Consider the following 25,264-nt stretch of genomic DNA (forward strand, 5'->3'; position numbering starts at 1 on the left):
CTGGGTTTTATAACTCAGCCTTTTGTCGTTTTCCCCTTGCTGTGAAAATATTCTTTGTCTGTTTTATTGTTTAATCTGGTCTGTTTCTATACTGTGTTTTGCACTTCTTTGAAGTGAGGTAGAATGCGATTTACCTTATTAATTTTAGTATTTTTAGATAGAGGGAGAGGCTCAATGTCATAGATTTTTAGTAACTTTGAACACTTAAAAATCTAAGTTATTAATAAAGAAATGAGCGAAGAACTGACACCTAACAGCGGAAGTAATTATTCGGCAAGTAGCATTCAGGTTTTGGAAGGACTTGAGGCTGTACGCAAGCGTCCCGCTATGTATATCGGCGACATCAGTGAAAAAGGGTTGCACCATTTGGTTTACGAAGTGGTAGACAACTCAATTGATGAGGCCCTCGCCGGTTATTGTACCCATATAGAAGTAACTATCAACGAAGACAATTCAATTACCGTACAAGATAACGGACGAGGTATTCCTGTTGATTTTCATGAAAAAGAAAAGAAATCGGCATTGGAGGTCGTTATGACCGTACTTCATGCCGGAGGTAAATTCGATAAAGGTTCATACAAGGTATCCGGAGGTTTGCATGGTGTTGGTGTATCGTGTGTAAATGCATTGTCTACTCACATGACAACCAATGTATTCCGTAATGGAAAAATCTATCAGCAGGAATATGAGTGTGGTAAGCCTCTGTATGCAGTGAAAGAGGTTGGTACATGTGATATCACCGGTACTCGTCAGACATTCTGGCCAGATGCAAGTATTTTTACTGTAACCGAGTATAAATACAGCATTCTGCAGGCTCGTATGCGTGAATTGGCCTATCTGAACAAAGGTATTACCATTACTTTGACCGACAAGCGTGTACGGGAGGAAGACGGCTCTTATAAGAGTGAAACTTTCCATTCGGAAGAAGGAGTAAAAGAGTTCGTACGCTTCTTGAATTCTACCAACACTCCACTAATTGAAGATGTCATTTATCTGAATACTGAAAAGCAGGGAATTCCTATTGAATGTGCCATTATGTACAATACTGGCTTCCGCGAAAACCTGCATTCGTATGTAAACAATATCAATACCATCGAAGGTGGTACACACGAAGCCGGATTCCGTACTGCTCTGACTCGTGTATTGAAGAAATACGCTGAAGAAAGCAAGGCACTGGAAAAAGCGAAAGTGGAAATTTCCGGAGAAGACTTCCGTGAAGGGCTGATTGCTGTAATCTCAGTGAAGGTAGCAGAGCCTCAGTTCGAAGGACAGACCAAAACCAAGTTGGGTAATAACGAGGTAAGCGGAGCTGTCAATCAGGCAGTAGGTGAAGCTTTGACTTATTATCTGGAAGAACATCCTAAGGAAGCCAAGACAATTGTAGATAAAGTTGTATTGGCAGCTACTGCGCGTATTGCAGCGCGTAAAGCCCGTGAATCGGTACAACGCAAGAGCCCGATGGGTGGAGGCGGTTTGCCGGGTAAACTGGCCGATTGCTCAAGTCGTGTAGCAGAAGAATGTGAGTTGTTCCTTGTCGAGGGTGATTCTGCAGGTGGTTCTGCAAAACAAGGACGAAGCCGTCAGTTCCAGGCTATCTTGCCGTTGCGTGGTAAGATTCTGAACGTAGAGAAGGCGATGTGGCACAAAGCATTCGAAAGTGACGAAGTAAACAATATTATTCAGGCATTGGGAATCCGTTTCGGAGTAGACGGAGAAGAAAACAGCAAGAAGGCCAATATTGATAAATTGCGTTATCATAAGGTAATTATCATGACCGATGCCGACGTCGATGGTTCACACATCGACACCCTTATTATGACATTGTTCTACCGCTATATGCCTGAAGTAATTCAAGGCGGACACCTGTATATTGCTACTCCTCCTTTGTATAAATGTTCAAAGGGAAAAGTAAGCGAATACTGCTATACCGATGAAGAACGTATGGCATTCATTCAGAAATACGGTGACGGTACAGAGACAGGTATTCATACTCAGCGTTACAAAGGTTTGGGTGAAATGAATCCGGAACAGTTGTGGGAAACTACCATGAATCCAGAAACCCGTATTTTGAAACAGGTAAATATTGAGAATGCCGCAGAGGCAGACTATATATTCTCTATGCTGATGGGAGACGATGTAGCTCCTCGCCGTGAATTTATTGAAAAGAATGCGACTTATGCGAATATCGATGCATAAGGAGTGTTTTTTATATATTCATAATTAATTTTTATCTAAACAAATCCATCCTCACATCTTACAATGAGGGAAGCTCCGGAGGTCTGTAGGCATCCGGAGCTTTTTTATTGAAATACGTCGGCCGATTCCTTTTTTTATCTCCAAATCGGTTTATATTTTTAGTTTCTGTTTATGCCCTACAAGGTGTTCTGAGCACGATTTATACTTGTTTTTACTTATATTTTCTTTCACGGGAAAGTGAACTTCTGTATTATTTCATTACTTTTGAGAAAAAGATAAACTAATACCTCAGAAAAATATGAAACTAACTTTTCGCATTCAGTATCGTACGGTGTGGGGGGAATATCTTTGTGTAATCTTGAATGAGGAAGTCATCGAACTGTCTACTAAAGACGGGAACGAATGGCAGGGCACTGCCGAATGCCGGCTTCCGGAAGGAGATTCACTTGTAACCTACCGGTACGGTGTTTTCCGCGACGGAGTCTGTATCCGTAAAGAACTTGGAGCTATATCGCATTCCTTTTGTATCGGGAATGCTCAACAAAGTCATTTGATTCTATGCGATTGTTGGAGAGATTTACCCGCAGAATCATATCGCTACAGTTCGGCTTTTAATGGCATTTATGTACCTCAGCAACCTAACAAATTATCCGATGGAGTAGGTAGTTGTATCACTTTCCGTGCTCTTTGTCCGGGTCTTAGTGTGAAGAAACAGGCACTCGGTCTTATAGGAAGCTGCGATGCATTGGGAAACTGGGAATATTGCCGTCCGTTGCGGATGATGGAAGTACAGCCTAATGTATGGCATCTTACATTGGATGCCGCCTCTCTTCGATATACTTTCGAATATAAATTTGTGGCCATCAATGTAGAAACTGGAGCTGTAGAAGAATGGGAATGTGGTTCCAACCGTATATTCCATATTCAGCCACTTCTGCGTGGTGAAACTTACCTGCCGATGGAAACTGAAGTGTTCTTCAATCTTCCGCAACGTAAGATTGCAGGTAGTGCCATTCCGGTATTTTCACTTCGTTCGGAAGGCAGTTTTGGAGTCGGCGACTTTGGTGACTTAAAGCACTTTATCACCTGGGCTGCCGAAACCGGGCAACAAGCTGTGCAGATTCTGCCTATCAATGATACTACAATGACTGGTACGTGGACTGATTCGTATCCGTATAGCAGTATTTCTATTTATGCATTTCATCCTATGTTTGTCGATTTGCGTCAGTTGCCCGTGTTGAACGACTGGAAACTCGCCAAACAAATGGAAGAAGAGCGTATTCGGCTGAATGCGTTACCACAGGTAGATTACGAAGAAGTGAACCGCCTGAAACAAGCTTATCTAAAAGCCGTTTTCCAGCAGGAAAAAGAACTGATATTGTCTTCCGAAGGGCTTCGCAGTTTCTTCCACGATAACGAAGAATGGCTGATGCCTTATGCGGCATTCTGTTATCTGCGCGATCGTTTCGGAACCCCCGATTTCCATCAGTGGGGAGAATATAGTGTGTACGACGAAGAAAAGGTACAGGCACTTTGTGCATCCGACAGCGAAGCTTATCCGGAAATTGCATTCCATTATTTTGTGCAGTATGAGCTCCATATCCAGTTGCTCGATGCTTGCAATTACGGTCGTAGCCGTGGAGTGATTGTCAAAGGAGATATACCAATTGGTATCAGTCGTACCAGTGTGGAAGCCTGGGTAGAACCCTATTACTTTAACATGAACGGACAGGCTGGTGCTCCACCCGATGCTTTTTCTACCAAAGGCCAGAACTGGGGAATGCCAACCTACAACTGGAATGTGATGGAGAAAGACAATTATCAATGGTGGCGCCGCCGTTTCTGTAAGATGGCAGAATATTTTACAGCTTACCGTATTGACCATATTTTGGGATTCTTCCGTATTTGGGAGATTCCAGTCCACTCTGTGCATGGCCTGTTAGGACAGTTTGTCCCTTCTTTGCCTATGAGTAAGGAGGAAATCCAGAGTTTTGGTTTACGTTTTCAGCCGGAATTCATGACGAAACCGTTTATCAACGACTATATATTGAATACCATGTTTGGCGAACGGAGCGAAGAGGTTCGTCAGACTTTTGTACAGCATGTACATCACGATATCTACGAGATGCGTCCGGAGTTTGATACGCAACGTAAGGTTGAGGCTTATTTTGCTGGAAAAACAGATGAGGCTGATCTTAATCTGAAAGAAGGATTGTACTCACTCATTAGCGATGTGCTGTTTGTGGTAGACCGTGATAATCCGGAAATGTATCATCCGCGCATTGCCGTGCAGAACGATTTTGTATATCGTCAGCTTACCGGACAGGAACAGGAAGCGTTCAACCGCTTGTACAATCACTATTATTATCAGCGTCATAATGATTTCTGGTATCGGGAAGCCATGAAGAAACTGCCGGTACTGACTCAGTCTACTTCCATGTTGGTATGTGGAGAAGACTTGGGTATGGTGCCCGACTGTGTGCCTTGGGTAATGGATCAGTTGCAGATTCTGTCCTTGGAGATACAGCGTATGCCCAAGAATCCTGAACATGAGTTTGGGCACGTCAGTGAATATCCATTCCGCTCGGTATGTACTATCGGTACACACGATATGTCTACCTTCCGCGGATGGTGGGAGGAAGACCGTAGTGTAACAGAATCTTTCTATTATCGTGAGTTAGGTCATTGGGGAGATTTGCCGGAACATGCTCCGGGTTGGTTGTGTGAGGAAGTGGTACGCCGTCATTTATACAGTCCGTCCATGCTTTGTATTCTTACCTGGCAAGACTGGACAGCGATGGACGAATCGCTTCGTAATCCGGATATTGAAATTGAGCGTATCAATGTACCGGCCAATCCGAAACATTACTGGCGCTGGCGTATGCACATCACGCTGGAAGAACTGATGAAGCAGGATGCTTTCAACGAAAAGATACGTAGCATGATTGCCGAAAGCGGTCGTTAGAAGTGATAGATTTTTATGATAGCAAGTGGTTGTCGCACGTGTGGTGGCAACCACTTTTTTTATCTTTTGGTAAATATCATATTGGTAGGTAAAAAGGAGTTTTTATATTAAAAAAAGAGAAAATGCTCTTTCCCGATAACTCGTGTTTTGAATAAAAAGTTCGCTCACGGCGATAAAAACTCCTTTTTAGAACCGGAAAACCTCCTTGAAATATGTTATAAGACAGGTTTATGATGCCTTTTCCGGAGGAAAATACAACCTTTATCAAACGGCAACAATACTTGTAACGAGGGCTGACGGTACTAGAATCGTTGCCTTACGCGATTAGTCGCGTTGACTGATGCTTCCTTTTGTTTGTTTTTACCTGTTTTCAGGAGATTTCCGGTGTTTTTTCGAAGCAGATTTTCATCATCTCTTGAAATGATAAAAGGCGGCTGTTTTCTTAATTTTTCGATGCCGGTGTATGCTGTAGGCTTTTGTTTATGTTGTTTAGAAGGATAAGGGCTGTAATTTCTGTCTTTCTGTATTTTATAAAGGCCGAAAAACAGCCGAATTTTCCACGACTTCTGTACCGGTGGTCAAATAGCGCCGTGTAGAAGCATCTGAATTGACATTTTGTAAATAGTGAGAAATGAGAAAAAGGAGGGGGGAGACATTGTATCATTTTGTCAAAACAAGAAACAGATGTCTATCAGAGTAGCAGCATGAGTCTGGAAAGCATAGAGCTGGTGTGGGTGTGAGAAAGTAAGAAAGCAAAAAATCTTTTTGAATGATTATTTGCTACATAGTATTGATATCAGACCATATAGTAATTCAATATGGCCATTTGGTACAAGATGCGATAATGCGATATTGTCTCGGTTGAAGAGGATGCTTATTTTTACTTTCAAATAAAAAGCGCATCTTTTTTTGCTTGGAAGGAATCCCCTGCGTTTTTAACGTCAATAATAGGAAGGTCTTTGGGGATGAGACCTGCGTAAAACTATTCAAATGATGAGACAGAATCTATTTCTTAAGGTAATGCTTGTTGTAACGGCATTGGTAATGAATCTTACAGTTTGTGCAGCCACAGGAACATTGGGCTCTTCTGATTTTTCTTACGAGGGTGTGGATTATAAGAAGAATCGTTTTGCTATCGACTTTGGTATAGGAGGTGGTCAAGGTAGTACAGGCTTTGATTTGGGAGTAAGATACCAACATAATTTTGCTCCTTTTATTGGTTGGGATGTACTTAGTGTAAAAGCTGCTTTTCCAACTGAAGGCACGTTTGATGAAGCTCCGGATTTGCAGATTATGACAGGTGTGCGTGGTACAACTCCTAATTTTTATAAGAACATGTCAGCCTATGCGTCAATTGCTTCCGGCTATGGATTCAGTACAGACAGTAGTGTATATAATAATGATGGAGGTGTATGCGCTGAAATAGGAGTGGGTATCAATCTTTGTAAGTATGTCTATATGGGATATGCATTCAATTTCCAGAAGATACATATTAATGATATGGATTTATCTGGAAAAGGAAAGGTACATTACTTCCGTTTAGGTTTTGTATTCTAAGGTTTTTTACTTTTGATGAAGTTGGAAAGAGTTGTTGCTTTTTCCGTTTTTTGAAGGATCTGTTTGAATTTTGTTCGGCTTCGTTCGATTGGAAAATTTGAACAGGTCCTTAATTTTTCAGAGTGCATAAGAATAATAGGTGGGATTGTTTTCTTTAATTGTATGAGTTCTTTTCACTGAATAGAGTTTTGACAAAGAGATAAAATGAGCATATGAAGATACTTATAATTATTTCATATGCCATTTTGTTGTCGTTTTCTGTATTTACCCCATAATCTTATGGCCGGTATAATGGAGATATTTATTGGATAGTATAAAATAAGCCAACTGATTCAGACCTATAGTATTGAAATCAGTTGGCTTATTAATATTTTATAGTAATCGTACTACGATTATTCTTTTACCTGGATGGCTTTTTCAAACTCAGCCCAGTGTTCATCGGTCATGTTCGACGGGATGAAGAGAGCTACACCTGCTGCACCTGCTTCGATAGAACCGCGTACAGCTTCACCGATTTCAGATGGAATCAAACCGTGTCCTTCCGGATCTTTGATGTTGGCTTTGTTCTGCCAGTCGCGACAGATGAACAAGCCACTATATACCGGAGCTTTACCGTTTACAGATTCTACTTCTTCTTTAGTTACTTTACCTACCCATGAAGCTGGTTCCAGATAGAAGTCATTGTAGTTCATCGGGAAGAAAGCATCAATGTTCCATTTGTTCCATTCCTGGCGAACCAATTTCTTAGCATACGATTCCGGACCAGGGAATACAGCCGCACTTACTTTCTTTCCTTTAGCATGTACTGCATCTGCAATCTTGTTTACCAGGTCGGTAATCTTGTGATAACGGAATTCTTTCCATTCCTGGCAAGTAGAAGGATCTTCTATAGCCTTGATATCAATACCACTTTCAGCCTTGAAATCAGCTACACACTTGTCGCAGTAGCAATAGTCGGCAGTAGGATATTCTTCGTTCATCACCAGTCCGTATTTGTCCCACAAACCACGAGCCAGAATGACGTCTACGTAGCGGATATAATCCAAATGAATAAAGTCTACTTCAGGAATATCTGCAATCTTACCATATTCGGTTACCAGATAGTTGATTACATCCTGATTGTTCGGACACATACATTTGTAGTAAGGAACATAAGCCTGTACGTTGTAGGCTGATTCACCTTTACGGTTTACGGCATACCAAGTAGAGTCGGCATCTCCTTTCAGCATAGCCGGAATCCATGCATGATATTCCAGGCCGTTGGCATGAGCAATTTTAGCAGCACGGGTGTGCTTTTCTACATTGAATCCACCGGCATTGTAACACATACCTACCAGTCCGTGGTCTTTCCATTTCTTGAAATCGGCCTGAATGGAAGCTTCGGTGGCGTCTTCCCCTTCACCTTGCCATCCGTATACCGGAATAGTTTTTACAGCCCCGCTGTTACACGAGGTCATGCCTAATACACATGCAGCTGCAATAGCTAATAACGATTTTACTTTCATACGTTAGGTTGATGTTTATAAATTGTTGTTTTTCTAAATATCTACAAATATCCGAAAAAAAAATGATGATTCCTTATCCTTCGGCAGATTCTTTATGTTCTTTGATGATAGACACGCATAATGCACCGATAATAAGCAGTACTCCTGCCAATACAAGCATGTTGACTTCTGGAGCAATCTGTCCTTCGGTTGTGAACAGTTTTAAAATCCATCCTCCTGCAACAGCTGCTACAATCTGGGGTACACAAATTGTGCCGTTGAATAGTCCTAAATAGGTGCCCATATGTCCTCCGGTGAGTGCGTTGGTCAGAATCGTGAACGGCATAGCCAACATGGCTGCCCATGCACATCCGATAAGCAGGAAGGATACAAACAACATGTACTGGTTGTGAATAAAAAGAATGGATATGAATCCGATTCCTCCCAATACTAAACTTAGTGCGTAGGCGAATTTACGGTTTTTGATAGACGGCATGGTAGCAGCCCAAATTACAGAACCGATGGCTTGTACTGCAAAGAGAATACCTACCCAGTCGCCCGCAGTCTGGTATTGCAGAGATTGTGTATCGAGAACCATGTGAGTCACTCCGTCCTTTACCAACTCTATAGCCGGAGTGTTGAATACATTGGCAGCAATGGTTCCGTTGGTATAGGTCCACATGAACATGAAAGCAGCCCAGCAGAAGAACTGTACCAAACCCACTGTCCAAAAGGCTTTGGGGGCTTTTACCAGTAATTTGAATACATTGGTTTTTTCCTGTTCTGCCTCTTTAGTAATTCCGTGATATTCGGCATAAAGTTGGGGAGGATATTCTTTTACTTTTACAGTCGTATAAATTACACAAAGAATAAGGATGGCTGCTCCAATGTAGAAAGAGTAGATGACAGAATCTGGAATGACACCTTTAGGAGCTATATTGCTGATACCAATCGCTGCAAAAATAAAAGGGAAGAGATAACCGGCTAAACTTCCGGCATTGCATAGAAAACTTTGAATGGAATAGGCAAGCCCTTTCTGCTTTTCGTTTACCATATCGCCCACCATCATTTTAAAAGGCTGCATGGCAATGTTGATGGAAGTATCCAAAAACATCAGTGAAATCAGACCGAAAATCATAGCTGCCGATACTCCCATACCGAAACTGCCGGCATTGGGAAGAAGACACATTACCAGTACGGCAATCAGGGCTCCTACAAACAGATAAGGAATCCGTCGTCCGAAACGGCACCAGGTTTTGTCGCTTAAAGCACCGATAATAAGTTGCACGATGATTCCCGCTAAAGGAGGCAGTATCCAGAAATAACTTAAACTGTGAGGGTCGGCTCCTAAAGTAGAGAATATACGACTAATGTTTGCACTTTGTAAGGCGTAGGCTATTTGCACACCGAAAAACCCGAAACTGATGTTCCACAGTTTCCAGAAATTTAAATCAGGTATTTTTTTCATGGTAATATTATGTATATGTATTTCCTTGCCTTACAGATTCATTACCTCCTGTTCGAAATTCTCTTTATCGCCAATGGCTTTATTTCGAATCTTACTGCGATAATTGTAAACAGTGGCTAAAGAGTAACCTAAAAAGTGGGCAATACGGGCTGCATCGGTTACTCCCAAACGAATCAGTGCAAATATACGAAGTTCTGTATTTAAAAGTTCACCTGATTTAGGATAAATTTTTCCGTCTTCTGATAATAAATTGTTAAAGTCGTTGATAAAGTTGGGAAAGAGGTTTAAGAATGATTTATCAAACTCATTGTAGAAATTCTTTCTTTCGTCGCGTAAAAACTGTTCGGAACGAATGGTTTTGAACAATTCTTCTATTTTAGAAGCCATTGCCAGTTTCTCTAATGAGCGTCTGTACTGTTCCAGTTTTTCCAGATAACTTACGCAACGGTCTAAATAGCGTGCAATGTATTCTTCTTTGATTTTTCCGGTTTGTGCTAATTTGCTGTTTACTGCTACTAATTGAGTATTACTTTCGTAGAGACTTTTTCGCATGGCCGACAGTTTTTTCATCCAATAATAAAGATAGAATGTGGCAACGATAAACAGAAATGCCAATAAACTGATGCAGATTAGAAGTTTTTTGGTAATAGCTTGTTCTTCAGCTTCTTTTACCTTATATGCTTTGTCAATAATAGGATATACTTCTGTCACTTCCAGAAACCGGAGACGGGCATTGCAGGCTACGGCATCTTCCATAGAGCAGTTCAGATATCTGTAAGCTCTTTCCAAATCTCCTTGTTCGTAGATTAAACGAGCCAGTTTCTGTAAAGAAGCATATTCCCGGACAGCCATTTTCATGTCGAGTATGGCTGTTTGGGCCAAATAATACATTTGTTTTTCTACGTCTTTCTTTACCTCATAGGCTTCGGACAAAGTGTAATTGATATAGGCCAACTTTTGCATGCTTTGTGGCTGTGAACTCAGCTGTTTGAGCAGGGTGATGGCTTCGTCTGGTTTATTGTATAATAACTTTTTCTCTGCGAAAACAATATCACGATCGGGACCGGGGGAAGAGAGGAGCAGAATAGAATCTCTATATAAGTCTGTTTGCTTCAAATACTTCCTTTTGGCAGAGGCTTCGGCTGTATAGTCGGCAATCCAACCGTAATAGGCACGATAAGTGCGGTAATAATAGTCGAGCGTACCTTTCTCCAGTTCATTGGGGTTTATTTTCTGCAATTCCAGTAAGGCTTCGTTGTACATACCCATCACACCCATGACTTCAGCGCGATTGATGATAATTTCGTTTCTTAAGTCCGGGCGATTTAATTCTGGAAGAATCTTGGATTTTCCGTTGATATAGTATAGAGAAGAGTCTGCTTGATAATGGAGATATTCATAAAATAAGGAGCCGCACAAATTGTATTTTTCCCATATATCTGAAGAATGCTGCAAACGTTCTTTTAGATTCTGAATGTTTTCTTCGCGTTGGGAGTGATAAATCTCTTTTTGTAAGATTACTCGATCTAATTCATTCAATACTTGTTGAAGTGACACTGATTGTGCATGGATGGAAACGAGCCATACATTTATGAACCCGAATAGAAGTAATGAATATGCTCTCATAGTATCTTGTCTGCATTTGATTTATGCAAATATATAATAATTCTCAAATAAGATATTGTCTGACATGGAAAAAACTTTTCTTTTTCATTTATAATATTAGCGATGTCTATATTTATTATGTAGCTGAATAATAATGGTTTATGTGTATTGCCTGTTTATATTTTCATTGTATGAAAAGTACCTTGTAGAGAAAGCCTATACATTTGCATCAAACCAAATACCTATATCATGAAACAAACACTATTAATCATTATGGCTGTACTTTCTTTTCTAAGTGGGCACTCTGCCACTCGTACGGCAACAATCAAAAAAATTGCTCCGACTTTCTGGTGGGCAGGAATGAAGAATCCTGAATTACAGATTTTATTGTATGGGGATAATATTGCATCTTCTGAAGTAACACTTTCCAGTAAGAATGTGGAATTGAAGGAGGTTGTCAAACAAGAGAATCCTAACTATTTGTTATTGTATGTAGACTTATCTGATGCTACTCCTCAAACATTTGATATTTGTTTGAAGCAGGGACGGAAAACTACTGTGGTGCCTTATGAACTGAAACAGCGCACTCGTAAGGGGACAGATATAGAGGGATTTACATCGAGTGATGTACTTTACCTGATAATGCCGGACCGTTTTGCAAACGGAAATCCAGACAATGATGTGATACCGGGTATGCTGGAAAATAAAGTTGACCGCACTGAACAGTATGGTCGTCATGGGGGAGATCTTCAGGGAATCTCTGAACACCTCGACTATATTGCTGATTTGGGTGTAACTGCAATCTGGTTGAATCCGACACAGGAGAATGATATGCCGGAGGGATCTTATCATGGATATGCAATTACTGATTACTATCAGCTTGACCGTCGCTTTGGTTCTAATGATGATTTTAAGCAATTGGTTGAAAAATCACATGAAAAGGGATTGAAGGTCGTAATGGATATGATTTTTAATCACTGTGGAAGTGAAAACTATTTGTTTAAGGATAAACCGTCTAAGGACTGGTTCAACTTTAAATCGCAGTATGTGCAGACTTCGTTTAAAACAGCCAGTGTGATGGATATACATGCCAGTGAGTATGAACGCAAGATTGCGACAGATGGCTGGTTTACTCAGGTGATGCCAGATTTAAATCAGCGTAACCGTCATGTAGCACGCTATTTGATTCAGAGCAGTATCTGGTGGATTGAATATGCGGGAATAAATGGTATTCGTCAGGATACGCATCCGTATGCAGATTTCGATTTTATGGCAGAATGGTGCAAAGAAGTGTTGGATGAATATCCTTATTTCAATATTGTGGGGGAAACATGGCTGAATAGTAATGTGCTGGTATCTTATTGGCAGAAAGATAGCAAATTGGCTGCTCCAAAGAATTCTAATTTGCCTACTGTAATGGACTTTCCTTTGCAGAGTCTGATGAATCAGGCTTTTGACGAAGAAACAACCGACTGGGCCAATGGTTTGTTCCGTTTGTATGATTATCAGACTCAGGATTTGGTATATGCTAATCCTATGAATCTTTTGATTTTCCTGGATAATCACGATACTTCTCGTTTCTATAAAAAAGCAGAAGATACAAAGAACTTGAACCGTTATAAACAGGCAATGGCCTTTTTGTTGACAACTCGTGGTATTCCTCAGATTTATTATGGAACAGAAATTCTGATGGCTGCAGATAAAGGACAAGGAGATGGCTATTTGCGTTGTGATTTTCCAGGTGGATGGGCAGGTGACCCGATTAATTGCTTTACAGCTGCCGGACGTACTGAATTGCAAAACGAGGCTTTCGATTATACCCGTAAACTTTTGCAGTGGAGAAAGAATAACGATGTAATAGGAAAAGGTAGCTTGAAACACTATTCTATTGCAAATGGAGTGTATGTGTACGAACGTAGTTATCAGGGAAAATCAGTTGTAGTAATTATGAATGGAACAGATAAAGAACAGATCTTGGATTTGGCTCCTTATAAAGAAAGTCTGTCTTCGCAGCAGGCTACTGATTTCCTGACAGGAAAAACTGTAAATCTGGTGGATAAACTGTCTTTACAGTCACGGGAAACATTGATTTTGTGTTTCTAACAGGTTTATATTATTGTTCCTTTTTGTAAAGTGTAACTATTTGAATAATAATCTATTATTGATTATGTAAAGAGGTTTTGATTTATATTTTTATTCTGAGGGTTATAACAAGTAATCAGACCCGATAGCTTTGCAATACACGTTCTGATAACGTTGACCCTTTAATACTTGAAGAACTATGAATTTGAAAAAACATTTAACCTTTGCAACTTTATTCTGCTGTGCCTTGTTGGCAAATGCGCAGAAACTGACTTCACCGGACGGTAACTTAGTCATGAATTTCAGTCTGAATCAGGCTGGGGCTCCTGTATACGATTTGTATTTTAAAAACAAGGTTGTAATTAAACCGAGTACATTGGGACTTGAGCTGAAAAAGGAAGATGCTGATAAAAAAACAGACTTTGAATGGACAGAGCGGACTGATAAAGATCAGCTGGATATTAAAACTAACCTGATGAACGGATTTACTGTAGCTGATACTCAGACTGCCACTTTCGATGAAACATGGACTCCGGTATGGGGAGAAGAAAGCAGCATCCGTAACCATTATAATGAATTGGCTGTAACCTTGAATCAGGCTATGAATGATCGGAAAATGGTGATTCGTTTCCGTTTGTTCAACGATGGTTTAGGTTTCCGTTACGAGTTCCCACAGCAAAAGAATTTGAATTATTTCGTTATTAAGGAAGAACATTCTCAATTTGCAATGGCAGGAGATCATACTGCTTTTTGGATTCCGGGAGACTATGATACCCAGGAATATGATTATACCACTTCAAAGTTGTCTGAAATCAGAGAGCGCATGAAAGAAGCGGTTACTCCTAATTCTTCACAGACTGTATTCTCACCTACAGGAGTACAGACAGCTTTGATGATGAAAACAGAAGATGGCTTGTATATTAACTTGCATGAGGCTGCTTTGGTAGATTATTCTTGTATGCATTTAAATCTGGACGATAAGAATATGGTGTTTGAATCATGGCTTACTCCAGATGCTAAAGGTGATAAGGGATATATGCAGACACCGTGTCATTCTCCCTGGCGTACAGTGATTGTGAGTGATGATGCCCGCAATATTCTGGCTTCACGTATTACATTGAATTTGAATGAACCTTGTAAATATGCCGATACTTCTTGGATTAAGCCGGTGAAATATGTCGGAGTATGGTGGGATATGATTACCGGTAAGGGAAGTTGGGCTTATACAGATGAACTTTCAAGTGTAAAACTGGGAGAAACAGATTATAAGAATACCAAACCAAATGGTAAACACTCTGCTAACACTGAAAATGTAAAACGTTACATTGATTTTGCCGCAGCACACGGTTTTGATGCAGTACTGGTTGAAGGATGGAATGAAGGATGGGAAGACTGGTTTGGAAAGAGTAAAGACTATGTGTTCGATTTTGTAACTCCGTATCCGGATTTTGACGTGAAAGAAATTCATCGTTATGCAGCAGATAAAGGTGTGAAGATGATGATGCATCATGAAACTTCTGCTTCTGTACGTAATTATGAACGTCATATGGATCAGGCTTATCAGTTTATGGTAGATAACGGATACAATTCTGTAAAGAGCGGATATGTAGGCGATATTATTCCACGTGGCGAACATCATTATGGACAATGGATGGTAAACCATTATTTGTATGCTGTAACTAAGGCTGGAGATTATAAGATTATGGTTAATGCGCACGAAGCGGTACGTCCTACAGGCCTTTGCCGTACATATCCTAATCTTATCGGTAATGAGTCTGCTCGTGGTACTGAATATGAATCGTTCGGTGGAAATAAAGTGAATCATACTACTATCCTGCCGTTTACCCGATTAATTGGAGGTCCGATGGATTATACTCCGGGTATTTTTGAAACTGATTGCAGTAAGATGAATCCGAATAATAATTCTCGTGTCCGTTCTACTTTGGCTCGTCAGTTGGCATTGTATGTAACGATGTATAGCCCATTACAAATGGCGGCAGATATTCCGGAAAATTATGAACGTTTCATGGATGCTTTCCAGTTCATTAAGGATGTAGCGATCGATTGGGATGAAAGCAAATATTTGGAAGCAGAGCCGGGTGAGTATATTACTATTGCCCGTCGCGCAAAAGGTACAAACGACTGGTATGTAGGCTGTACAGCTGGCTATAATGGTCATGAATCGAAATTGGCATTGGATTTCCTTCAACCGGGAAAGAAGTATGAAGCAACTATTTATGCCGACGCAAAAGATGCTAATTGGGAAACCAATCCACAGGCTTATACTATCACCAAGAAAAAGGTAACCAATAAGAGTAAATTGACTCTGAAAGCTGCCATAGGAGGTGGATACGCTATTTCTATTAAGGAAATAAAATAAACAAAGTAAGAACTCTTTTCATAGGAGGGCACTGGCTTTGTCTTCCTATGATATTATATAGATTTGGTTTATTGATGTTTATATAAGGTAAGGAATAAAAATTTATCTTATTTGAAAAGGTTGAGACTCGTATTGTTTTCAATAGGTATTTATTACGATAATATTCTAATACTTTAATTTAATAATATGAAAATAGAAGGAATGAAAAAAATGAGTAAGTTCTTGCTATTATGGTTAGTAGGAGTTTTACTCTCTGTACAAGCCTTTGCACAAGGCATTACAGTTAAGGGTGTGGTGAAAGATAATACCGGTGAGCCGGTTATCGGTGCAAACGTATTGGTGAAAAACACTACCAATGGTACTATTACCGACTTTGATGGTAATTTTACGTTAAATGCTAATAAGGGAGATATTGTAGTTATTTCCTTTATTGGATATAAAACTCAGGAGTTGCCTGCTGCAGCTATGATGAATGTAATTTTGAAGGATGATTCAGAAATGCTTGATGATGTAGTTGTAATTGGTTATGGTTCTGTGAAGAAAAATGATGCGACAGGTTCTGTGACAGCTATTAAACCGGATGAGCTGAGTAAAGGTATAACTACCAATGCACAAGATATGTTGGCAGGTAAGGTTGCCGGTATGAGTGTAATCAGCAACGATGGTACTCCGGGTGGAGGTTCACAGATTCGTATCCGTGGTGGTTCTTCATTGAATGCCAGCAACGATCCCTTGATTGTAATTGATGGACTTGCTATCGATAACAATGGTATCAAAGGTATGTCTAATGGTTTGTCTATGGTAAACCCCGAAGATATTGAAACATTTACAGTGTTGAAAGATGCTTCTGCAACAGCTATTTATGGTTCTCGTGCATCTAATGGTGTCATTATTATTACTACTAAGAAAGGCAAGAGTGGACAGGCTCCTAAAGTGAGCTATAATGGTTCTGTATCTGTATCTACTACTCAGAAAAGATACGATGTATTGACAGGTGACGAATATCGTAATTATGTGTCACAGTTATGGGGTGACGAAGCACTCCCTGCAGAACTGGGAACAGAAAATACTGACTGGCAGGATGAGGTATTTCGTACAGCTGTAAGCACAGATCATCATGTATCAGTAAATGGCGGTTTAAAGAATTTACCTTACCGCGTTTCTTTCGGATACAGCAGTAATAATGGTATCGTGAAAAATTCTAATTTCCAGCGTTTCACCACTTCTGTAAACTTAGCTCCTTCTTTCTTTGATGATCATTTGAAGTTCAATATTACAGCGAAATACATGAATGGAAAGAATACTTATGTAGACGGAGCTGCTGTAGGTGGAGCAATGTCTATGGACCCGACTCGTCCGGTACGTAGTTCCGATCCAATGTATGATTTCTTTGGTGGTTTTTATCAGACAGCACAGGGAACAAGTGATTACTCTGATAAATCATGGGCTTATACTTCTAATAAAAATACTCCACAGAATCCGGTTGCAGTATTAGACCAGAAAGATGATACAGCAAACAGCAATGACTTTGTGGGTAATATCGAAATGGATTATAAATTTCATTTCTTGCCAGATCTCCGTATTCATGCAAGTATTGGTGGAGATTATGCAGAAGGTAGACAGACTACAATTTATTCTCCTTATTCATATTCTTATAACTATTATGGAAATCGTTCTGTAGCAACAGAGTATAAATATAATATCTCTTATAATGTATATGGACAGTATATCAAAACTATAGGCGACCATATGATTGATGTTATGGCCGGAGGTGAAGAACAGCATTTCCACAGAAATGGTTTCAATGAAGGTTATGGATGGGATAGCTATCTGCAGGTAAAACACGATGAAGTTTTGCGCGAAGAAACTGCATATGCTACCCGTAATACATTGGTGTCTTATTTTGGACGTTTGAATTATTCTTTATTGGATCGTTACTTGTTTACATTTACAATGCGTTGGGATGGTTCTTCTCGTTTTGCAAGTGCAAATCGTTGGGGTACATTCCCGTCTTTGGCTTTGGGATGGAAAATCAAGGAAGAAAAATTCTTGAGAAATGTAAATTTCTTGTCTGATTTGAAACTTCGTTTAGGTTGGGGTATTACTGGTCAGCAAGATGTAACTTCTGATTTTGCTTATATGCCTCTTTATTATGCAAATGACTCGTTTGCACAGTATCCGTTTGGAGATGTATACTATAACTCTTCCAGACCAAATGCCTTTAATACAGATTTAAAGTGGGAACAGACTACCACTTATAATGCAGGGTTGGATTTTGGATTCTTGAATGGTCGAATTAGTGGTAATATTGATGGTTACTATCGCGAAACAGACGATTTGCTGAACAGTGTGAAAATCCCGGTTGGAACAAACTTTAATGCCCAAATGCTGAAGAATATTGGTTCATTGAAGAATTATGGTGTGGAATTTGCAATTAATGCGAAACCTATTGTTACGAAAGATTTCTTATGGGATGTAACTTATAACTTCACATGGAACCATAATGAAATTACGAAGTTGACAGGTGGAAATGACGCAGATTATTATGTAGAAACAGGAGATAAGATTTCTCGTGGAAACAATACCAAGGTACAAGTAAATAAAGTAGGGTATCCGGCAAATTCTTTTTATGTTTATCAGCAAGTATATGATGAAAACGGAAAGCCTATTGAAAATATGTTCGTAGACCGTAATGGTGATGGTATTATCAATAGCTCTGATAAATACATTTATAAGAAACCGGCTGCCGATTTCCTGATGGGATTTACATCGAAAATGACTTATAAAAACTGGGATTTCAGCTTCTCGCTTCGTGCCAGTCTGAATAACTATGTATATTATGACTTTTTAGCAGGAAAGGCTAATGTAAGTCAGTCTGGTTTGTTCTCTAATACTGCCTGGTCGAATACAACTCCAGAAGCAATAGAGTTAGGTTTTCAAGGGATAGGTGACTATTATATGAGTGACTATTTTGTACGTAATGCCTCTTTCTTGCGTTGTGACAATATTACATTAGGATATTCGTTTAAGAATTTGTGTAAGACTTCTGCATACAAAGGAATTGGTGGACGTATCTATGCAACCGTACAAAATCCATTTATCATTACTAAGTATGATGGATTGGATCCGGAAGTACAAAGTGGTATTGATGGAAGTCCTTATCCACGTCCTTTGACATTCCTTTTGGGACTTAATTTACAATTCTAACCTTAAAAAATAATTGCTATGATGAAAAAAAGATATCTTTCGCATATATTTTCAGCAGCCTTCTTGTTGGCTACAACAATGGGAACTGTTTCTTGTATCAATGATTTGGACATTAGTTCTATAGATCCGCAAAGTTCATCATCTTTCAATAAAGATGAAGTTTTTGTGAAACAATATGCAACTTTAGGGCTTACTGGTCAGAAAGGTCTTGCGGGTAGTCCTGATTTGGATGGACAGGACGAAGGAGAAAGTGGATTCTATCGTACAGTATTCAATTGTCAGGAATTTCCTACAGATGAATGTATCTGGGTATGGCAGGATAATGTAGATATCCCTCAGTTTACAGGAATCAGTTGGAACTCGTCCAGTATTCGTACTGAATGGGTATATGTACGTTTGGGATATGATATAACTCAGTACAATTTCTTTTTGGATATGACTGAAGGTATGACGGATGCAGAAACAATACGCCAACGTGCGGAAGTTCGTTTCCTGCGTGCCTTGCACTATTATTATTTCCTCGATTTGTTTGGTAAAGCTCCTTTCAAGGAACACTTCAACAATGATTTGCCAACAGAAATATTGGCGCAAGATTTATATACCTATATCGAAGGTGAACTGAATGCGATAGAAAATGATATGTATGAACCTGGTCAAGCTCCTTTTGGACGCGCTGACAAGGTTGCCAACTGGATTTTACGTGCGAGATTGTATTTGAATGCAGAAGTTTATACCGGTACTGCCAATTATGATGGAGCAAGAGAATATGCCGATAAGGCTATTAATAGCGGATACTACGAGTTGTGCGATGATTATCAGCTGATGTTCATGGCAGATAATGACCAAAATGAAAAGGCAATGAAAGAAATCGTTCTTCCTATTCGTCAGGATGGTATGAAGACTCGTAACTACGGAGGTTCTACTTATTTGGTATGTGGAACTCGTACAGGAGGTATGCCTCGTATGGGTACTACAAATGGATGGTCTTGTCTGATCGCTCGCAATGCTTTGGTTTATAAATTCTTTGAAGAAGGTGAAGTACCTATGATACCGTCAGATGTAGAAGTTCCTGGACAGGCTGATCTTCCTACCGACGAAGCTATTGACACATGGGATGCTCAATATGGTGTACGCACGGTAGACATGATTGAAAAAGCCGGTGATGATAGAGCCTTGTTCTATTCGGGTGCAGGTGGTGGAAAACGTACCATGGATCCTAAAGCAATTGCAGGTTTCCAAAGTGGATTATCTGTTGTAAAATGGCAGAACATTCGTTCGGATGGAGCTGCAACCAGTCACACAGAATATCCTGATACCGATATCCCGTTTATCCGTTTGGCAGAAGCTTATCTGACTCGTGCTGAGGCTTATTTCAGATTAAACAAGAAAGATCTGGCATTGCAGGATATTAAGACATTACGCAGCAAGCGTGGATGTAAAGTTCAGCCTACTTTGAACGATCTTACAGAAATGTATATTTTGGATGAATGGGCTCGTGAATTTTATCTGGAAGGTCGTCGTCGTAGTGATTTGATTCGTTTCGATTGTTTCACTACCGATAAATATATTTGGGACTGGAAAGGTGGAGTGAAAGAAGGTAAATCGGTAAGTGATATTTATAATGTATATCCGATACCTGCTACTGATATTAATAATAACAATAACATGCACCAGAACGAAGGTTATTAATCTGATAATGATAGAATTTATGAAAAATATATTTTTCTCAACAATATGTGCGGTTGCGCTATGTTTACCTATGCTTAGCGCATGCGATACAGACCGGGACGATAATCCCGTTTTGTACGAACCATCCAGTTTCGTATTGGAAACTCCTCAAGAGCAAATCTATGATTTAAGCAAGAAAGAAACTGTCTTTAAGTTGCAATGTCAGCAGCCGGAATATGGATTTCAGGCAGCAGTAACCTACACCCTTCATATTTCCTTAACGGAAAACGGATTGACAGAAGAAGGTCAGTTTACTACATTGGGTACTACATTCGTATCTACTACGATTCAACCTGATGTAAATGAACTGAACAATGCATTGGCTGATCTTTATATGGCCGCCAACCCAGATGTAGAAGATGTTGCTGGTAAAGAAGTTGTGGCCTATATGAAATTGGATGCCATACTGACTGGTAGCAGTAGAGGAGTATCTTCTTCGAATGCAGTGGAGGTTAAAACCTTTAAGTTGGGTACACCTGTTGTTACATTAGAACCTCCTACCGAAATGTATATTGTAGGTTCTTCCATTGGCACACCATGGACTACCTGGCAAAAGATGATTAAGGTAAACGGTATGGATGGAGAATTCTGGACTATGGTTTATATAGATGCAGAAAAGGGACAATTTAAGTTTGGTAAATACGAACAAGATTGGCTTGGCTTCGATAATATATCTTCTTTCAATGATCAGGCCGGTGCAAATCCAAGTAATGAAGGAGGTAATATTAAAGTCAAGGCTGGCTGGTATGTCATTGCTATCCGTGCCGAAGTAAAAGGAAGTGAGTATGCATATACAATGAGTTTCTATTTACCGCAGATTTATCTGTTTGGAGCTGCAAACGGGGGAGTTTGGGCTTATGCAGATGAGTGGAAGTTTACAACTCCGGAAACTCCAGACGGTGAGTTTGTATCACCTGCATTTGCTGCCAGTGGTGAGTTGCGTATGTGTGTGAAAGCTGAATACGACTGGTATCGCTATGAGTTTACACTGAAGGATGGAACCACAATATTCTATCGTGAAGATAACGCAGTAAATAATGGATGGACTGATTTAGGATCGGAATATTCTGTTGTAGGAAATCCTGGTCAGAAAGTATATTTGAATTTCTCTACAGGTACAGGTGAGGTGAAATAATCTATCATAGATAAATGTAAAAAGGCATCTTCGTGCGGCAAGCGAAGATGCCTTTTTTGTTGGAAGATGGAAAAGAATAAAACAAGGTGTTATATTACATTTCTATTTAATTTACATTGAAACGAAATTACAGAGATTTGAAAAGACTGTTACAATAAGGTGTTTGGATTATCGTACTTATATATACTATGAGTGAATGGATTACTTTTGCGGCGGGTAAAAAGAAATCAACATTAAACATAGACATATAATAGAGTATGAAAAAAAGAATCATTCCTTTCTTAGGAATTGCTTCGTTGGGAGTTTTACTTCCTTATCCTGTTTTAGGGGAAACAGTAAGTAGTGATTTGAATCATGTGTCCATGAGTACTTTAGCCCAGAGTGGAGAAAAGGTGCATGGACGTGTCGTTGATGAGAAAGGTGAAGCAATCATTGGTGCTAGTGTTTTGGTAAAAGGAACAACAAACGGTACTATTACAGATTTTAACGGTGAGTTTGATCTGGCTGTAGAAAAGAACAGCGTACTGGTTGTAAGCTACATTGGTTTTACTTCTTTGGAAATACGTCCGGAAGGTAAAAAGGAAATTGTAGTAACTATGAAAGAAAACACCGAATTGCTGGAAGAAGTTGTTGTGTTGGGTTATGGAGCTAACTCTCGTAAACAAGACTTGTCGGCATCTGTCGGTGTATTGAACAATACAGAAGAACTGACTTCACGTCCGGTTAGTTCTACTGAAGGAATGTTGCAAGGACAATTAGCCGGTGTTACAGTACAGTCGAATGGTGGAGACCCTACTTCTGCACCTTCTGTAGTAATCCGCGGACAAGGTTCTCAGAATGAAAACGGTGAAAAAGTTCTTTGGGTAGTCGATGGAGTTCCTGGAGCACCGATTACTTCTATGAATGATATCGAATCGATTGTAGTATTGAAAGATGCTGCATCGGCTGCTGTATATGGTGCACAGTCGGGAGCCGGAGGTGTTATCTTGGTAACTACCAAGAAAGCAAAAGAAGGTGCTCCTTCTGTTACTTACGATGCTACATTTGGTATTCGTCAGGCAACTAATCTGATTGAGCCTTTGAATGCAGAAGAGCAGTTGCAAATGAGAAAAATCTCTTATGCTAATGCCAATACTTCTTTACCCGATGGCTGGGATGTAAATAAAAACCCATGGATTGCGACTACACGTACAAACTGGATGGATGAAATTTTCCGTACAGCTTTCTATCAGCGTCATAATGTGGCCATGAACGTGGGTACAGAAAATGCTTCAAGCCGTTTGTCGTTATCTTATGACAACGATCAAGGTGTATTGATTAATACATTCAACAAGAATCTGTCTTTGCGTTATAACGGACGTTTCAAACTGAACAAATGGGTGACTGTAACGGAAGATTTGATATGGAAGAATACCGAAAAACGTTCTTCAGATACAGAGTCTGGTTATACAGGAGCTATCTTGTCGGCAGTATATATGCCAGCCAGTGCTACTGTGTACAATCCGTTGGATGGTTCGTATGGAGGTGTAACTACAGAAGACCCTGCATATATTGAAAAATATGGTTCAAACTATGCCGATATCCATGGGGATGCGGTGAATCCGGTGCGTTTGCTGGAAGCAGACAACCGCTACGATAGAACAAGTGATGTATGGTCTACTACCAGTTTGGAGATTGCCAATATCCTGCAGGGATTGAAGTTTACCAGCCGTTTTACTTATAACTTGCAGAGCAATTATTATAAGAACTTTGCTCCGATTCGCGATGAAGTTGGAAAACCTAATTTGAACAACGAACTGGACGAGACTACTTTCCGTTCAGATACATGGAAAACAGAAAATACATTGACTTACGACCGTATTTTCGACAAACACAGCATCGGAGCTTTGGTATCTACTACTGCCGACCATTACAACAAGCGTGGTTTGGAAGTAACAGGTACTGATTTCTCTGACGAAACTGCTTATCTTCAGTATTTGGCTTATGCAGGTTCTGTAGCTGCAGAAGATTATCTGGAAGGTCCTGATGCCAACGTTTCTGTAATTGCACGTCTGGCTTATTCTTACGATGACCGCTATTTTATCACAGCTTCCTGGAGACGTGACTATGCCGGACGTTTGCCAAAAGAAAACAATTACGGTGATTTCCCTGCTGCTACATTGGCATGGAAGATTTCGAATGAAAAATTCTTCCCGAAAAACGATTTGGTAAACCTGGTAAAACTGCGTGCGTCATGGGGACGTGTAGGTAACTTGGGTTCTATCGACTATAACTACCGCTCGGCTGTCTTAGGGCAGGATTTCTCTACTGATTATGGACAGTATGGACAGCACTCTTCATGGGGAAATGTAATTTATAACTCGATTGCTGTAAATCCGGATCTTACTTGGGAAACTTCAGAACAGTGGGATTTAGGTTTGGATCTTGATTTATTCCAGAACCGTTTGTCTTTGCAGATGGACTACTTCGATAAACGTACTTTCAATCTGATTCAGACACAAACCATGAACTGGCCTTCTACTATTGGTCTGGATGCCATGTTGGTAAACCAGGGTGAAGTGCGTAACCGTGGTTTCGAACTGCAAGCAAACTGGAGTGATCGGATTAACAAGAATTTCTCATATTATATAGCCGGTAACTTTTCTTACTTGAAAAACTGGGTATCGGATATAGGTGTGAAAAATGCAGACGGTACACCGGGAGTATGGGTTGGTGAAGGAGAATTCCGTTCTACACTGCCTTATATGTATCAGACAGCAGAAGGTCAGCCTCTTAATTCTTACTACTTGATTAAGACCGATGGTATTTTCCAAAGTGATGCAGAAGCTGCAGCTTATGTAGACAAGAACGGAAACCGTATTCAGCCGGATGCTGTAGCTGGTGACTTGAAGTTTGTAGACTATAACGGAGACGGTAAGATTGATGATGATGACCGTCAGTATTGTGGTAGCGCTACTCCGAAAACAACCTTTAGCTTCTCTGGAGGTATTACTTACAAGAAATTGTCAGTAAGTGCAATGTTCCAGGGTGTAGGTGGAGCTCAGTCACTGTATGTTGCAAAATGTATGTTGCTCAGCGATGTAGAAGGTAACTTCAACCGTTCGAAAGAAATCTTGAATGCATGGAGTGAAACCAATACTTCTTCTAATATTCCACGTTTGTCTAAGAACGACCCGAATGGAAACTTTACTACTCCATCCGACTGGTATTTGGAAGATGCTTCTTACTTGCGTTTGAAAAACCTGACTGTATCTTACGACTTGAGTGATTATCTGCGTAAATGGTCACATATGAAGGAAAGAAACAGTAGCCTGATGGTATACCTCAGTGGTGAAAATCTGTTCACTATTACAGATTATTCGGGTATGGATCCTGAAACAGGTGGATACGATGCCTTGAAATATCCTGTATCTCGAGTATTCTCTTTCGGTCTTAAACTTACTTATTAATAATTGAA

Annotated in this window: 12 protein-coding genes; 9 read left to right on the forward strand and 3 right to left on the reverse strand. The window is 40.0% G+C overall.

The window, feature by feature from the left end; genetic code table 11:
- The first annotated feature begins 231 nt into the window (after positions 1-231).
- The 3 genes from gyrB to O6P32_RS08735 all read left to right on the forward strand — a co-directional run bounded on the left by gyrB (position 232) and on the right by O6P32_RS08735 (position 6,718).
- On the forward strand, positions 232-2,196 hold the full coding sequence (gene gyrB / locus O6P32_RS08725) for a DNA topoisomerase (ATP-hydrolyzing) subunit B (RefSeq protein WP_178265719.1): 1,965 nt from the start codon (positions 232-234) through the stop codon (positions 2,194-2,196).
- Between the two features lie 298 nt (positions 2,197-2,494).
- Complete coding sequence (locus tag O6P32_RS08730; RefSeq protein ID WP_269878039.1) at positions 2,495-5,161, forward strand: 4-alpha-glucanotransferase; 2,667 nt, start codon at positions 2,495-2,497, stop codon at positions 5,159-5,161.
- A gap of 990 nt (positions 5,162-6,151) precedes the next feature.
- Positions 6,152-6,718 carry a hypothetical protein gene (locus tag O6P32_RS08735; RefSeq protein ID WP_269878041.1) on the forward strand — a complete coding sequence of 189 codons (567 nt, stop codon included), beginning with the start codon at positions 6,152-6,154 and terminating at the stop codon, positions 6,716-6,718.
- A gap of 392 nt (positions 6,719-7,110) precedes the next feature.
- Here the strand turns inward: O6P32_RS08735 and O6P32_RS08740 are convergent, their stop codons facing one another.
- From O6P32_RS08740 to O6P32_RS08750, 3 genes are all read right to left on the reverse strand, one after another.
- Positions 7,111-8,223, reverse strand: a complete 1,113-nt coding sequence (locus O6P32_RS08740; RefSeq protein WP_269878043.1) for a glycoside hydrolase family 10 protein — start codon at positions 8,221-8,223, stop codon at positions 7,111-7,113.
- Between the two features lie 73 nt (positions 8,224-8,296).
- The gene (locus O6P32_RS08745) at positions 8,297-9,670 is read right to left on the reverse strand and encodes an MFS transporter (protein ID WP_269878045.1); all 1,374 of its coding nucleotides are present in this window, start codon (positions 9,668-9,670) and stop codon (positions 8,297-8,299) included.
- Between the two features lie 30 nt (positions 9,671-9,700).
- Positions 9,701-11,296 carry a DUF6377 domain-containing protein gene (locus O6P32_RS08750; protein ID WP_269878046.1) on the reverse strand — a complete coding sequence of 532 codons (1,596 nt, stop codon included), beginning with the start codon at positions 11,294-11,296 and terminating at the stop codon, positions 9,701-9,703.
- A 228-nt stretch (positions 11,297-11,524) separates the two neighbouring features.
- Here O6P32_RS08750 and O6P32_RS08755 point away from each other — a divergent pair, with 228 nt between their 5' ends.
- The 6 genes from O6P32_RS08755 to O6P32_RS08780 all read left to right on the forward strand — a co-directional run bounded on the left by O6P32_RS08755 (position 11,525) and on the right by O6P32_RS08780 (position 25,256).
- The gene (locus tag O6P32_RS08755; protein WP_269878048.1) at positions 11,525-13,378 is read left to right on the forward strand and encodes a glycoside hydrolase family 13 protein; all 1,854 of its coding nucleotides are present in this window, start codon (positions 11,525-11,527) and stop codon (positions 13,376-13,378) included.
- Between the two features lie 178 nt (positions 13,379-13,556).
- A complete protein-coding gene (locus O6P32_RS08760) occupies positions 13,557-15,737 on the forward strand; it encodes a glycoside hydrolase family 97 protein (protein WP_269878050.1) in 2,181 nt (726 codons plus the stop codon).
- 186 nt (positions 15,738-15,923) lie between these two features.
- On the forward strand, positions 15,924-18,944 hold the full coding sequence (locus tag O6P32_RS08765) for a SusC/RagA family TonB-linked outer membrane protein (protein WP_408636058.1): 3,021 nt from the start codon (positions 15,924-15,926) through the stop codon (positions 18,942-18,944).
- 21 nt (positions 18,945-18,965) lie between these two features.
- Complete coding sequence (susD, locus tag O6P32_RS08770) at positions 18,966-20,633, forward strand: starch-binding outer membrane lipoprotein SusD (RefSeq protein WP_269878094.1); 1,668 nt, start codon at positions 18,966-18,968, stop codon at positions 20,631-20,633.
- A gap of 19 nt (positions 20,634-20,652) precedes the next feature.
- Entirely contained in the window at positions 20,653-21,807 is a 1,155-nt protein-coding gene (locus tag O6P32_RS08775; RefSeq protein ID WP_269878051.1) for a SusF/SusE family outer membrane protein, read from the forward strand.
- Positions 21,808-22,169: 362 nt separating this feature from the next.
- On the forward strand, positions 22,170-25,256 hold the full coding sequence (locus tag O6P32_RS08780; RefSeq protein ID WP_269878095.1) for a SusC/RagA family TonB-linked outer membrane protein: 3,087 nt from the start codon (positions 22,170-22,172) through the stop codon (positions 25,254-25,256).
- The last annotated feature ends 8 nt before the right edge of the window (positions 25,257-25,264 follow it).

It is taken from the genome of Phocaeicola acetigenes, from assembly GCF_027529745.1.
Taxonomy (GTDB): Bacteria; Bacteroidota; Bacteroidia; order Bacteroidales; family Bacteroidaceae; genus Phocaeicola; species Phocaeicola acetigenes.

Coding starts and splice junctions, on each gene's coding strand:
- gyrB (WP_178265719.1), top strand. CDS start 232: ATGAGCGAAGAACTGACACCTAACAGCGGAAGTAATTATTCGGCAAGT.
- O6P32_RS08730 (WP_269878039.1), top strand. CDS start 2,495: ATGAAACTAACTTTTCGCATTCAGTATCGTACGGTGTGGGGGGAATAT.
- O6P32_RS08735 (WP_269878041.1), top strand. CDS start 6,152: ATGATGAGACAGAATCTATTTCTTAAGGTAATGCTTGTTGTAACGGCA.
- O6P32_RS08740 (WP_269878043.1), bottom strand. CDS start 8,223: ATGAAAGTAAAATCGTTATTAGCTATTGCAGCTGCATGTGTATTAGGC.
- O6P32_RS08745 (WP_269878045.1), bottom strand. CDS start 9,670: ATGAAAAAAATACCTGATTTAAATTTCTGGAAACTGTGGAACATCAGT.
- O6P32_RS08750 (WP_269878046.1), bottom strand. CDS start 11,296: ATGAGAGCATATTCATTACTTCTATTCGGGTTCATAAATGTATGGCTC.
- O6P32_RS08755 (WP_269878048.1), top strand. CDS start 11,525: ATGAAACAAACACTATTAATCATTATGGCTGTACTTTCTTTTCTAAGT.
- O6P32_RS08760 (WP_269878050.1), top strand. CDS start 13,557: ATGAATTTGAAAAAACATTTAACCTTTGCAACTTTATTCTGCTGTGCC.
- O6P32_RS08765 (WP_408636058.1), top strand. CDS start 15,924: ATGAAAATAGAAGGAATGAAAAAAATGAGTAAGTTCTTGCTATTATGG.
- susD (WP_269878094.1), top strand. CDS start 18,966: ATGAAAAAAAGATATCTTTCGCATATATTTTCAGCAGCCTTCTTGTTG.
- O6P32_RS08775 (WP_269878051.1), top strand. CDS start 20,653: ATGAAAAATATATTTTTCTCAACAATATGTGCGGTTGCGCTATGTTTA.
- O6P32_RS08780 (WP_269878095.1), top strand. CDS start 22,170: ATGAGTACTTTAGCCCAGAGTGGAGAAAAGGTGCATGGACGTGTCGTT.